The organism is Halomonas sp. Cn5-12, assembly GCF_021532545.1.
Taxonomy (GTDB): Bacteria; Pseudomonadota; Gammaproteobacteria; order Pseudomonadales; family Halomonadaceae; genus Vreelandella; species Vreelandella aquamarina.
Window position 1 is genome coordinate 1 of the sequence record NZ_JAKGAY010000006.1, and the last position, 12,545, is coordinate 12,545.

General features: G+C 56.8%; 10 protein-coding genes. 2 read left to right on the plus strand and 8 right to left on the minus strand.

Annotation, left to right across the window (positions count from 1 at the left end; all coding sequences use genetic code 11):
* The first annotated feature begins 47 nt into the window (after positions 1 to 47).
* Positions 48 to 2,042: a choline BCCT transporter BetT gene (gene betT, locus L1249_RS05100; protein WP_235253420.1), complete on the plus strand. Its 1,995-nt coding sequence runs from the start codon at positions 48 to 50 to the stop codon at positions 2,040 to 2,042.
* A 75-nt stretch (positions 2,043 to 2,117) separates the two neighbouring features.
* Here betT and adhP read toward each other — a convergent pair whose 3' ends face one another.
* Positions 2,118 to 3,146, minus strand: a complete 1,029-nt coding sequence (adhP, locus tag L1249_RS05105) for an alcohol dehydrogenase AdhP (protein ID WP_170968122.1) — start codon at positions 3,144 to 3,146, stop codon at positions 2,118 to 2,120.
* 120 nt (positions 3,147 to 3,266) lie between these two features.
* Positions 3,267 to 4,787, minus strand: coding sequence for an acetaldehyde dehydrogenase ExaC (gene exaC, locus L1249_RS05110; protein ID WP_235253422.1), 1,521 nt, complete (start codon positions 4,785 to 4,787; stop codon positions 3,267 to 3,269).
* 117 nt (positions 4,788 to 4,904) lie between these two features.
* Between exaC and L1249_RS05115 the strand changes: the two genes are divergently transcribed.
* Complete coding sequence (locus L1249_RS05115) at positions 4,905 to 5,594, plus strand: response regulator (protein WP_062360646.1); 690 nt, start codon at positions 4,905 to 4,907, stop codon at positions 5,592 to 5,594.
* An 11-nt stretch (positions 5,595 to 5,605) separates the two neighbouring features.
* On the opposite strand, the gene L1249_RS05120 is transcribed toward L1249_RS05115, so the two are convergent.
* From L1249_RS05120 to L1249_RS05145, 6 genes are all read right to left on the minus strand, one after another.
* Positions 5,606 to 6,982: an ATP-binding response regulator gene (locus L1249_RS05120; RefSeq protein ID WP_235253423.1), complete on the minus strand. Its 1,377-nt coding sequence runs from the start codon at positions 6,980 to 6,982 to the stop codon at positions 5,606 to 5,608.
* Positions 6,960 to 8,117: a nitric oxide-sensing protein NosP gene (nosP, locus tag L1249_RS05125; protein WP_235253424.1), complete on the minus strand. Its 1,158-nt coding sequence runs from the start codon at positions 8,115 to 8,117 to the stop codon at positions 6,960 to 6,962. Before nosP ends, L1249_RS05120 begins: the two co-directional genes overlap by 23 nt.
* On the minus strand, positions 8,098 to 10,341 hold the full coding sequence (locus L1249_RS05130; protein ID WP_172514822.1) for an ATP-binding protein: 2,244 nt from the start codon (positions 10,339 to 10,341) through the stop codon (positions 8,098 to 8,100). The genes nosP and L1249_RS05130 overlap by 20 nt, the downstream gene beginning before the upstream one ends.
* Positions 10,331 to 10,858, minus strand: coding sequence for a molybdopterin-dependent oxidoreductase (locus L1249_RS05135; RefSeq protein WP_058577191.1), 528 nt, complete (start codon positions 10,856 to 10,858; stop codon positions 10,331 to 10,333). The genes L1249_RS05130 and L1249_RS05135 overlap by 11 nt, the downstream gene beginning before the upstream one ends.
* Before the next feature lie 151 nt (positions 10,859 to 11,009).
* Complete coding sequence (locus tag L1249_RS05140; RefSeq protein WP_235253425.1) at positions 11,010 to 11,831, minus strand: DUF2189 domain-containing protein; 822 nt, start codon at positions 11,829 to 11,831, stop codon at positions 11,010 to 11,012.
* A gap of 282 nt (positions 11,832 to 12,113) precedes the next feature.
* The gene (locus L1249_RS05145; RefSeq protein WP_213262145.1) at positions 12,114 to 12,542 is read right to left on the minus strand and encodes a universal stress protein; all 429 of its coding nucleotides are present in this window, start codon (positions 12,540 to 12,542) and stop codon (positions 12,114 to 12,116) included.
* Positions 12,543 to 12,545 lie beyond the last annotated feature (3 nt).

The window sequence follows — 12,545 nt, forward strand, 5'->3', positions numbered from 1 at the left end:
AGGGCGCTTCCAAGCCCAGGCCGAGTGTTAGAATCTGGGTGCCGTCCATGTCATACCTCCTGCCGCTGTGGAGGTCATATTCTGGCCCAGCTCAGGGGGCGAATTCCACACCCAACGTCGAAGAGCCCTTTTTTGATGCGGGCCTTGCCTGGGTAAGCAAAACGTTTGGCTGGTACTACATGCTAGCGATCGTGGCCTACCTCGTGTTTGTGGTGTTCATCGGTATGTCGCGCTTTGGCAGTATTCGGCTTGGGCCCGACCACTCCCGCCCTGAGTTTTCGTTGCTGTCGTGGTCAGCCATGCTGTTTGCTGCTGGCATTGGTATTGACCTGTTGTTTTTCAGCGTAGCCGAGCCGGTTGCCCACTACTTGGCACCGCCCGACTTAACTCCTGAAAGCCAAGAGGCCATGCGCAACGCCGTCGTGCAAACCTATCTGCACTGGGGCCTTTCCGGTTGGGGACTGTACGTGCTGACGGGCATGGCGCTGGCTTATTTCAGCTACCGCCATCGCTTGCCGCTGGCTATTCGTAGCGCGCTTTACCCACTGCTGGGCAAGCGCATTCACGGCCCGATTGGTAACGCGGTCGATATTACGGCGGTGATTTCTACCGTGTTCGGTATCGCCACCAGTCTCGGTATTGGGGTGATTCAGCTTAACTACGGCTTGAACTATATGTTCGACGTGCCGGAAACCCTGACGGTCCAGGTAGTTCTGATTGCGCTGGTAGTTGTTCTAGCAACCATTTCGGTGGTGACTGGCGTTGAGAAAGGTATCCGTCGCCTCTCCGAGTTCAACATGCTGCTGGCCCTGGCGCTGATGCTGTTTGTGCTGTTCTCTGGCGATACTCTTGTACTGCTGGATAAAGTGGTCAACAACGCAGGCGACTACCTCTCAGGCTTCGTTGCTGCCAGCTTCGATACTTACGCCTTTGCCGATGAAGGTGCCCAGGAGTGGAAGATGTGGTGGACCATCTTCTTCTGGGGCTGGTGGATCGCCTGGACGCCTTTCGTCGGGCTGTTTCTGGCGCGCATCTCGCGCGGCCGTACCATTCGCCAATTCGTGGCTGGCGCTCTGTTCATTCCGCTGTCGTTCATGATGGTATGGATGTCGATTTTCGGTAATAGCGGCATCGAGCTGGTGGCCAATCAGGGCGTTGTCGAACTGGGTGAGCAGGCGCTGAACTCGCCGCAAACCACGCTGTATACGCTGCTTGAGTACTACCCCTATGTGGGCATTACCGCCGCCGTCGTGACCGTTCTGGGTATCGTGTTCTTCATCACCTCAGCGGACTCTGGCGCGCTGGTACTGGCTAATTTCACCTCGATTTTAAGCGACGTGAACCACGATGCGCCGGTGAGGCTGCGTATCTTCTGGTCGGCAGTGATTGGCCTGATTACCGTGGCCTTGCTGATGGCGGGTGGCTTAAACGCGCTACAAAGCGCAGTCGTGATTACGGCGCTGCCCTTCTCGGTGGTGATCTTCGCCATCATGGTGGGGACTTACAAAGCGCTGAAGCTGGAAGGCAGCAAAGCCGACGCCCGCCGCATGATTGCGGGCAGCGCGCCCGGCGGCGACTGGCGTGAGCGTTTGGACCGCGCGCTGGATACCTCTAACCGCGCAGGTGCCGCCGCGACCATTGAGCACTCGATTCGCCCGGCAATGACCCAGTTTGCCCAAGAGCTTGAGAGCCGTGGCCAAACCGCTAACGTCACCGAAGAGCAGGTTGAGGGGGAATCCCTGCCCAACCTAATGCTGCAGGTCGACTTTGGCGACGCCACCAGCTTTGTCTATCAGGTATGCCCGCATCGTATGCGTACACCGAACTTCATTCCCGCGGACGATGATTTCTACGTGCGTTTAGATGTGTACCTTGCCGAAGGTGGCCAGGATAAAGACCTCAACGGCTACACCCGTGGTCAGGTGATCGGTGATCTCGTGGCAGAGTACGAGCGCCACCTACAATTCCTTGCTCTGGCGGGTGGCCATGCGCAGGCAATGCCTGGCACCATCGGCGAACCGCCTGAAGATGCGCAGATGTAAGTAGCGCTTTACGTACAACGCGTAAAACGAAGAATCCCGGCCACGCGGCCGGGATTTTTTATGCGCGCTGGGCGTTTAACCCGCCATGTCTAGCACAATACGCCCTTCGATTTTACCGTCTATCATGCGCTGAAAAACATCGTTGATATTGTCCAGTGTATCCGTTGCGACGGTGGCTTCCACTTTACCTTCCGCCGCAAAATCGAGCGCTTCCTGAAGGTCGCTACGCGTACCGACAATCGAGCCACGAATAGTGATCCCATTGAGCACGGTGCTAAAGATGGGCAGTGGAAAATCCCCTGGCGGTAAGCCATTAAGTACCAGCGTACCGCCACGGCGCAGCATATTTTGCGCCTGATCGAAGGCCTTCGGCGACACTGCGGTGACCAGCGCACCATGGGCACCGCCAATGGTCTTTTTAAGGTATGCCGCGGGGTCGGTTTTCATGGCGTTTACCGTAACCGTCGCGCCCAAGCGCTCAGCCAGCGCCAGCTTGCCGTCATCAATATCGACAGCCGCCACGTTAAGCCCCATGGCTTTGGCATACTGCACTGCCATGTGGCCAAGGCCACCAATGCCCGAAATCACCACCCATTGGCCGGGGCGGGTATCGGTCATTTTTAAACCTTTATAAACCGTTACGCCGGCACACAGCACCGGAGCCAGCTCGACAAAGCCAACGTTATCCGGCAGCCGACCCACATACCCCGCATCGGCCAAGGTATAGTCGGCAAACCCACCATTAACGCTGTAACCGGTATTTTGCTGGGACTCACATAAGGTTTCCCAGCCGCCTAAGCAGTGTTCGCAAAAACCGCAGGCCGAGTAGAGCCAAGGAACACCAATACGGTCGCCCTCTTTGACATGGGAGACACCGGCCCCGACCGCCACAACATGCCCAACGCCTTCATGCCCTGGAATAAAGGGAGGTGAAGGTTTGACTGGCCAGTCGCCGTGCGCTGCGTGTAGATCCGTATGGCAGACCCCCGAGGCCGCCACCTTCATCAATACCTCCCCCTGCTTTGGGCGTGGAACATCGACTTCTTCTATGACTAACGGCTGTCCGAACTCGCGCACGACGGCCGCCCGCATTGTATTATCCATGATGCGACTCCTAATAATGGTTAACGGCAGTTCTAAGCTGCTCTTATCCGTAGAGTTAGCGCCAGAGGATGTGCAGCATCGCCCGGCCTAGGCCGGGCGATGGGACGACATAACAAACGTTTAGAAGAACCCAAGCGGATTGATATCGTAGCTGACCAGCAGGCTTTTGGTTTGCTGGTAATGCCCAAGCGCCATTTTATGGGTTTCACGACCAACGCCTGACTTCTTGTAGCCGCCGAAGGCTACGTGGGCGGGGTATTGGTGATAGCAGTTTGTCCAGACACGACCCGCTTGAATGCCACGCCCCATGCGGAAGGCCACGTTAATATCGCGGCTCCATACGCCTGCGCCCAGGCCAAACTCGGTGTCGTTGGCAATCGCCAGCGCTTCTTCTTCATCTTTGAAGGTCGTGACCGCGACCACTGGCCCAAAGATCTCCTCTTGGAAAACGCGCATCTGGTTATTGCCTTTCAGCAGCGTGGGCTGAATGTAGTAACCGCTGTTGATGCTGTCATCCAGCGTTTCTTTGTCACCACCGGTAAGGAATTCAGCGCCTTCATCCCGGGCAATATCCATGTACGACATGATCTTATCGAACTGCTCTTGGGATGCCTGAGCGCCCACTTGGACGTCGGTATCCAGCGGGTTACCCCGTTTGATGGTCTTGGTGCGCTCAATGACTTTCACCATGAACTCGTCGTACATGCTCTCTTGAATCAGCGCCCGCGACGGGCAGGTGCACACTTCGCCCTGGTTAAAGAAGGCCAGCACCAGCCCCTCTACCGCTTTGTCGATGAACGTCGGCTCGGCGTTCATAATATCGGCAAAGTAGATATTCGGAGATTTGCCGCCTAGCTCCACCGTGGAAGGAATAATATTCTCTGCCGCGCACTTCAAAATATGTGAGCCCACCGGCGTCGAGCCGGTAAAGGCGATCTTAGCGATGCGTTTACTGGTAGCCAGCGCTTGGCCTGCCTCTGCGCCAAAGCCATTAACGATGTTCAGCACGCCTGGAGGCAACAGATCGCCGATCACTTCTACCACTTTCAAAATTGACGCTGGGGTTTGTTCGGCAGGCTTCAGCACCACGCAGTTACCCGCCGCTAGTGCTGGGCCTAGTTTCCAAGCCGCCATCAAAATCGGGAAGTTCCACGGAATAATTTGCCCTACCACGCCCAACGGCTCGTGGAAGTGGTACGCCACCGTGTTGGCATCAATATCAGCGGCGGTGCCCTCTTGGGAGCGCAGGCAGCCTGCAAAGTAGCGGAAGTGGTCAACAGCCAGCGGAATGTCCGCATTGAGGGTTTCACGCACCGCTTTGCCGTTATCCCACGTTTCGGCCACGGCCAGCATTTCGAGGTTTTGCTCGAGACGGTCGGCGATTTTGAGCAGGATGTTACTGCGCTCTTGTACCGAGGTCTTGCCCCACGCCGGAGCGGCTTTATGGGCGGCATCCAGCGCTTTTTCGATATCTTCAGCGCTAGAGCGGGGAATTTCACAGAACACTTTGCCATTAACTGGGCTAATGTTGTCGAAGTATTGGCCCTTCACTGGGGGAACAAACTCACCGCCAATGTAGTTACCATAGCGTTTCTCAAACGAAACAACAGAGCTCGCTTCACCTGGGTTGGCGTAGATCATGGTACTGCTCCTGAGTATTATGATTATTAAAAGGTGCCTACCCAGTGTTGGTCATTCGCGCCATTCTCGATATAGCCCGATGGCAGGACGCACCCTCATCCCTTGGAAGGAGACGCCATGTACTCGCTGTTAGTCGCAGATGATCATCCGCTGTTCCGCGATGCGCTGCACGCGGTGATCAGCAGCGGATTCACCGATGCCCAACTGCTGGAAACCGACAGCCTAGCGGGGGCCATGGCACACATTGAAGCTTTGGAAGGGTTAGACCTGCTGCTCTTAGATTTAAGCCTGCCGGATGCCGATGGGTTAGAGGGGCTGAAAACCCTACGGGAGACCTTCCCCGGGCTGCCCGTTGCCATCGTGTCAGCCCATCAAGAGCGCCAGCTGGTGCTGGATGCGATTACTCTGGGGGCCGTGGGCTATATTCCAAAATCAACGCCAAGGGAGCAGCTTCTTAGCGCGCTGCATCAAATTCTTCAGGGCCAGCTCTACTTGCCCGCCGATATTATGCGCCGCCCGCCTCCTCGCGGCATGCCGTCTACCACGGCAGAGAGCACCGACAGCAAACCAACCCGACTGCCGCGGCTCACCGACAAGCAGTTGGATGTATTGAGCTGTATGAGCCAGGGAATGTCGAACAAACAGATAGCCCGCGAGTTAGCGATTGCTGAAACCACGGTAAAAACACACGTATCGGCCATTTTGCGCAAGCTAGGAGCTAGCAGCCGAGTACACGCTATTGTGATTGCAGGGGAAGAGGATTTAAGCGGTTTTCTCGCCAAACGTACGGCCCCGGCAAAGGGATAGATAGCGTAGGGCTAGCGGCTATCTAGCAGCGTGCCTAGCAACATTTTTAAGCGCAGCGGTTTGAGTGGCTTTAACAGGCAGTGCATGCCCGCCTGCCGCGTGGCACGTTTCACCTCCGCTTCATGGTTAGCGGTAATCACCACTGTGGCTAAACCGGGGTAGCGGCGACGCAAGCGGGCGGCTAAATCAATACCGTTTTCTCGATGCTCCCCTAAATGGTAATCCACTAGCAGCACGGCCGGGCGTTCCCCGTCGCTGGCGGCTTCCAGTGCGCTTACCGTTGCCGCTGCCCATACTCGGCACCCCCAACTGCCCAGCAGCGCCTGCATCCCTTCAATAATCGCGGGGTCATCGTCCACTACCCACACCACGCAGCCCTGCAGCGGGTCATCGCCCCACTGCGCGGATGGCACCGGTCTGGATCCGCCTTCTAACGCGCCGCAAGAGGCTGCGTAGGGCACCAAAATAGAGAACAGCGAGCCATGACCTAGCCGTGATGCCAGTGTGACGGGGTGATCCAACATGGTACTAATACGATCGACAATGGCTAGGCCTAGCCCCAGGCCGCGACTGTGGTTGGCCTGTGGCTGGCTGGCGCGACGAAACTCCAAAAAAATGGCTTTGCGCTGGGGCTCTGGAATACCGGGGCCAGTATCACCCACCATAATCTCCAGGCCATCGGCCCGGCGGCGGCAGCCTAACAGCAGGTGGCCGTGCTCTGTGTAGCGCACCGCATTGCTAAGGAAATTACGCACCACCCGCGCCAGCAGCGCTAAATCGGACTCCACCCACACCCGCGAAGGTACATAGTGAAGGGTGAGCCCGCGTACCCCCGCCACTTGGCGATACTCCTCCGCCAGCGCATCCAGCAGCGTACTTACGGCAAAGGGAGCTTTATCGGCATGAAGCACTCCGGCATCTAAGCGGGAGATATCCACCAGCGTCCCAAGCAAGCCCTCGACATCTTTCAGCGAGCGCCCGATATGGCCGACAAGCGCCTGGGAGGACTCAGGTAGTGCATGGGTTTCCAGGGCGCTGGCAAACAGCCGTGCCGCATTGAGCGGTTGTAAAAGGTCATGGCTAACGGCGGCCAAAAACTTGGTTTTAGAGACGTTAGCCGCGTGGGCTTCAGCGTTGGCTGCCAGCAAACGAGCGTTGACCTGGCTTAGCTCGTCCAACGTGCGGTGCAGCGCATCGGTGCGCTCACGCACCTGTTCGGCAAGCAGCACCGAGCGCTCAAAGGCTGCATAGGGCGCGCCATTAGGGCTACCGCCGGATTCCACTCGCTCCATTAACGCCGTACACACTTTGCGTAGCCGGTGGTTCTCTTCACGCAGGGCCGCAATATCATCGTCTTGTTGCGAATCAGGGAGTTGGAAGAGCGCCAAAGGCCACCCCCGTAAACGTCTGGTTAACATGCATGCCGTGGTGCTGCTCGCCGTAGGTATTAAATCCCACGACACGGGCTTGGCGCAGCAGCGTCGATGCCTGGTCAAGTTGCCCCAACGACTCCAGCGCCATCCGTCGCAAAAAGCAGTCGCAGCCAATAATCGCAGCGGGCTCGCCTAAGCGGGCTTCCACTCGCTGCAGCATGTGGGCTAAATCGGTGAGCAGCGGCGCGGGCTGCATGGCAGTCAGCACAATGCCGTTTTCCACCGCGCAGTAGAAGCTCAGGCTGCCGTCATCATTAACCCGTTGAATCGAGCGAATATAGTGCTGGCCGCCCAGGTGTACTGCCAGCGGGTGCTGGGCAAAAATGGGAGGCGCAAGCGCCTCAACCGAACAGCCCACCAGCGCGGCATACAGTTCGGCCGCGGGGACACCGTTAAGCTCCAGCACGCGGCGGCGCTCACGATCCGCAGCGGTGACCACTAGCTTGTGCTCAAGTGGCTCAAGGTGGTGGGTGGAGAATACTTCAAATGGTAGCCGAGTATTCATCATGACCACCACCGCCGCACGGGTATGAAAGCGCCCGTTGGCGTATACATGGGTATGGGTTAAGTGGTTATCGTCCCCTGCGGAACCACCAAAGCTCGGGATGCGCCCCAAGGCCGCATCCAGCGTTGCCAGCACTTGCTCTTCACGGCTGGATAGCCCATCCAGCAGCGTCAGGGCAAAGCTGTGTTCGTTGACCGGCGCCACGGCTTGCCGACGACAGCGCTCCAGTAGCCCATCGACCAGCGGTTGAGCGGTGGGCAAATCAAAGTGTTCGAGGTCATCGATCAGCGCGGTCTCGACGGCAAACAAGCGTCTATCGAAACAGATGGCGACAATAGAGCCGCGATCGTAGCCATCGGGCGTCAGCTCACCTGCCGTCGTACAGCCACTGACTGGAAGCTCGCCAAACGCCTGACAAAGCGCGTCCGCTAGCTGCGACAACGGATACTCAGCGCTACAAAAGAACAGCACGAAACCGGCGTGCTCGTGACACAGCGCGAGAGCCAGCGCATGGGCAGCATCCTGAGGGTTGGGCTCACGGCTCGCGGCCGCACTCAAACCATGATTAGTGAAGAGGGTGGTCACGACGCCATCTCTCCAGCGCGGCATAAGTTCGTGCAGCGCAGTGACGCAGCGTGTCAAAACACGCTGTTAGCGCCTCGAGCGATGCCTCGTCAAGCGCAGCCATGCTCTCCAACCGCTTGGCTTGCGCAGCCAACTGCTCTGCGCCCATGCTCACTGACTCGCCCCGCAGTTGATGCGCTAGCCGCTCGACCTGACGCCAGTGGTCACGACTCGATGTGCTCCCAGCAGCAAAGTAGCCAGAAAGCTGGGCAATGTAGTCGCTCGCCTGCTGATGATAGAGCACCGCCAGTTGATCGACACTATCAGCCCCGAGCGAGCCGACGAGAGTGGCCAACGTCGTTTCATTGAGTAGGGCCGCGTCACCTTCTTCCTGACGCAACGCAGAAGGGATCGGAGTCATCGGTGTTGGTGTCGTTGACAGCTGCAGCGCCAACACGTTGCCCAGCGCCAACAGCGAGAGCGGCTTGGTGATGTAGTCATTCATACCCGCAGCGAGACAGCGGCGACGATCATCCTCTGCCCCCCCTGCGGTCATGGCCACGATGGGCACCTCGCTGCACCAGCCGCCCATTTCACGCAATCGCTGGGTCACCGTCACGCCGTCGATATCAGGAAGCTGTATGTCCATAAAAATAAGATGTACCTGCTGGCGCCGTACCATGGCAAGGGCTTCGCGGCCGTTTTCTGCGCACACCACCTCGCAACCAAGTCGCGACAAAAGTCCCACCGCGACTTTGCGATTGACCGCATTGTCCTCGACCAGCAGCAACGAGATACCGTCAAAATCTCGCGCTGGCTCAACGGGCAGTGGGGAGCTGACAGGAGAAGCCTCGACTAACGGCAGTTCGCACCAAAACGTACTGCCTAGACCCGGCGTGCTGTCGACACCCAGACGTCCCTGCATGGCTTCGCTCAGCCGTTTACAGATTGCCAATCCCAAACCGGTGCCGCCGTAGCGGCGCGCGACGCTCTCATCCGCCTGCTGAAAGGGTTCGAAGAGCGTCTCTTGCTGTTCACTGTTCAAACCACAACCGGTATCGCTGATATCAAAAAGCAAATGCCCGACGGTCGAGGAGACACGTACCGAGACGCTGCCGTAGTCAGTGAATTTGATCGCATTAGCAATGAGATTGAGCAGTATCTGTCGCAGACGCCCCGCATCGATCATGACCCATGCTGGCACGAGTGGGTCCACATGAAGCGATAGTTGCAGCCCTTTTGCTTGCGCTCTTGGCTCGAATAGCGCCATGACACCTTCGACTAGCGGCGTCAGCGCCGTAGGCGACGTCTCCAGGGTCAAATGGCCGGCCTCGATTTTAGAAAAATCGAGAATCTCATTGATCATCGCCAGTAACTGATTGGCACTATCGTGAATAGTGCGAGCATAGTCTTCGACCTGGGCGGGGCTGGCGGGCTCGCGCAGCAGCTCGCTCATGCCAATCACACCATTGAGCGGCGTACGAATTTCGTGACTGACCATGGCGAGAAAGTCTGACTTTGCATGATTGGCCGCTTGGGCCTGCTTCGCTGTGACCTGGAGCTGTTTACTGAGCTGCTCTTGTTCTCGACGCGCCGCTGCGCTTTCGCGCATTTCACGCACCAAAAAGACGATGACCGTCAACACGGCAAAGCTGATTCCAATCAGCAGCGAAATGAGCAGCTTATAGAGCGTACTTAGCAGCGCCCTCTCTTCGGTGGCGGATTCCGCTAGATAACCGTTGATCGCAATCACCAAGCGCTCGGTCAAACGGGTAAGCGATTGAAGCTCGCTCTCCAAGGCCGTGACGGGCAGCCGATCCATGTCCTCGTGGGGTTCGAACATGGGATCGAGGGTGTCGAGCTGCTGCTGAATCTGATCCAATAGCTCGCTCGCTGCACTGATACTTTGCAATAGCGAACTAATCTCTCCCTCTCGCAGCAGGGTGATCCGGCTATAGAGCAATTCGAAGCGAAGATTGAGGGCATCCTGGGCGGCAGGCGATAGTCGGCCCCGCGTGTCGGCCAACAAATGATTGAGCAATTGCACGGCATCGCGGTCGAGTTTATAGACCACCCAGGCGGTGTCCTCTCGCAAACTCTGCGTCAAATTATCCTGCCGCCATGCCGAAAGGCCAGCCACCACCAACGCAGCCGCAAACAGCAGTACGGTGATAATCGCTACCAGCTTGAGGCGGCGCGGGTAGCGTAGCAGGCGGGGTGCCCGAGCGGACTCACTAACGGACATTGATGTGCATGACCTGCCATACGGCCCTGAAACGCATACGCTCGCTCAACAGCGCCTCATCATGGTCGAATGGATATAGCACCCATAGTGGGCCATATTCGCGGATAGGAATGGCCTGCCCGTCCCGCTCTAGTGCCAAAATAACGTCGTAGTCGTAAAAATCCTCAATAGGAATTTCGGCCTCATAACCGTTCAAGGCCGCTACGTTAATGGTGTTGCCTTCGGCCCCTGCATGCTCGAGCAGTGTGCGCATCAGCGGGCCGCGGTAGTGGCTCGCTCCCTCGGTCCACGGTGTACCGGTCGTAAAAGCGTGCTGCGGCAGCGCGCCCAACATCTCACGGTCAAAATGGGCCTCTTCCTCGACGTTGGCTGCCGTTACTTCACCATCTATTTTGAGGATGACGGGCCCATCAGGAGCGGCCAATTTATCCACGCCTGCCTCAGCCGCGTCCGCTAGCCCCGTATGGGGAATGCTGAACGCCAGCATAGTCCACCCCAATAACAACGCTTTCACCATCGACTCCTCGTATCGCAGTGCCTAAACGACGCAGCAGCGGCCACTCCAGGCAATAAAAAAAGAGATGGCGTTAGGGTACGCCATCTCTTTTCATTGGTCAGTCGAATGTCGACTTTTTTACTTAGCGATGAGAAATGTAGCGAAGATGTCGTTAAGTACTCAGCTTCTCGACCGGCTCGAACCGAACAAGTTCTTCGTAGGCATGCCAGCTAGCGTGACCAAGCACGGGCAGTATGAGGGCCAGACCGATGTAGAAGGTCATCACCCCAACGACGACGCAGCCGGTTAAAATAGCAGCCCATAACAGCATGGTCCGGAAGTTACGCGCCACGCAGCGCACGCTAGCCTCGATGCCTTCCATGAACGTCAGATCTTGATCCATCAGAGTTGGAATAGCGACCACGCTAATGGCGAAAGCGCCAAAGGCAAGAATGCCACCTGCCACTGTGCCGACCGCCAGCATGCTGAGCCCTTCCGGTGTGGTGACCAAGGCCGTATAAAGCGTTGCCGGACTGGGTACTTCAAAACCGAAGAAAAGCGCAAACAGCAGCGTAGCCAGGCGTATCCAGGCTAGAAAGAAAATCATCATCATCACGCCCATCATGGCCAACTGCCCAGCATGCGGTCGCCAACTGCCGAAGGCATCGCCCAAGTTAGGCACCCGCCCACGCTCGAGGGCCAAGCTGATGCCGTAAGAACCCACCGCCACGAGCGGCCCAATGAACATGAACCCCGCAATCATGGGCAGCAGCCAGTGCCAATAACCCAATGTGTAGGCCCCTAACGTGATGGCAATACTCAAACCAACCCAAAACATGCCATACGAAAGACTGACGGCAGTCGCACGGCGGAAGTCTTCCATACCGGCGGCAAGCCAAGCCTTTGGTCTGTCCATCCCGACTTTGTTGATGATAATTTTAACGTTCGGCGCACCGGATGAGTGGTCGTGTGTTTTTGTTGTTACTGCATTCATGGCGTAACTCCTGTGATTTACCCCAGATGGCTGTCACTGACCCAAGCACCAAGGGAAATAGCTACCATGTGTATTGATGACCATTAATCCAACGTTAATGGCTTAATGTTCTATTAATGTAGCTGAGCCGCTGCTTCGCGAATGCTTTTGAAGGCACTCAGTACAAAAAATCCTTCATCGGCGCTTTTAACGACAATTAATTCGATGCGTTAGCGTTTCGTTATATTCGAGCCAAAAAAAAGCTCCAAGCCGGGGCTTGGAGCTTTATGACGCACGTTGCGCTTACCGCACGATCATCACCGACACTTTAGCGTGGTGAACGACATGCTCGGCGTTGGGGCCCAGTACGTAATCGACGAATTTACGCTTAGTATGGGATGCCATCACAATTAAATCGGCATCAATCTTCTTGCCGACCTTGATGATGGCCTCCCATGGTGAGCCATCGACAATCACACTTTGGGTTTTGATCCCTTCAGGCACATGTTCCTGAATGAATTTATGCTGCGCTTCTTTCATCGCCGCACGCGCTTTTTCAGAGAAGTTTTTCGGAAAGTAAGCGCCAACCATGGGCATTTTAAATTCTGGTAGTACCGTGACCACATGTAATGTTGCACCAAAGGTTTGGCACAACGTTACCGCTGTGGGTAGCGCCTTCTTCCATGAGGCCTCTTCGTTCAAATCCACGGGGAGTAGCACTTTATGGTACATAGC

Excerpts from the sequence above, each read along its gene's own strand:
- betT (WP_235253420.1), top strand. The coding sequence starts at position 48 with ATGTCATACCTCCTGCCGCTGTGGAGGTCATATTCTGGCCCAGCTCAG.
- adhP (WP_170968122.1), bottom strand. The coding sequence starts at position 3,146 with ATGGATAATACAATGCGGGCGGCCGTCGTGCGCGAGTTCGGACAGCCG.
- L1249_RS05115 (WP_062360646.1), top strand. The coding sequence starts at position 4,905 with ATGTACTCGCTGTTAGTCGCAGATGATCATCCGCTGTTCCGCGATGCG.
- L1249_RS05135 (WP_058577191.1), bottom strand. The coding sequence starts at position 10,858 with ATGGTGAAAGCGTTGTTATTGGGGTGGACTATGCTGGCGTTCAGCATT.
- exaC (WP_235253422.1), bottom strand. The coding sequence starts at position 4,787 with ATGATCTACGCCAACCCAGGTGAAGCGAGCTCTGTTGTTTCGTTTGAG.
- L1249_RS05130 (WP_172514822.1), bottom strand. The coding sequence starts at position 10,341 with ATGTCCGTTAGTGAGTCCGCTCGGGCACCCCGCCTGCTACGCTACCCG.
- L1249_RS05140 (WP_235253425.1), bottom strand. The coding sequence starts at position 11,831 with ATGAATGCAGTAACAACAAAAACACACGACCACTCATCCGGTGCGCCG.
- L1249_RS05145 (WP_213262145.1), bottom strand. The coding sequence starts at position 12,542 with ATGTACCATAAAGTGCTACTCCCCGTGGATTTGAACGAAGAGGCCTCA.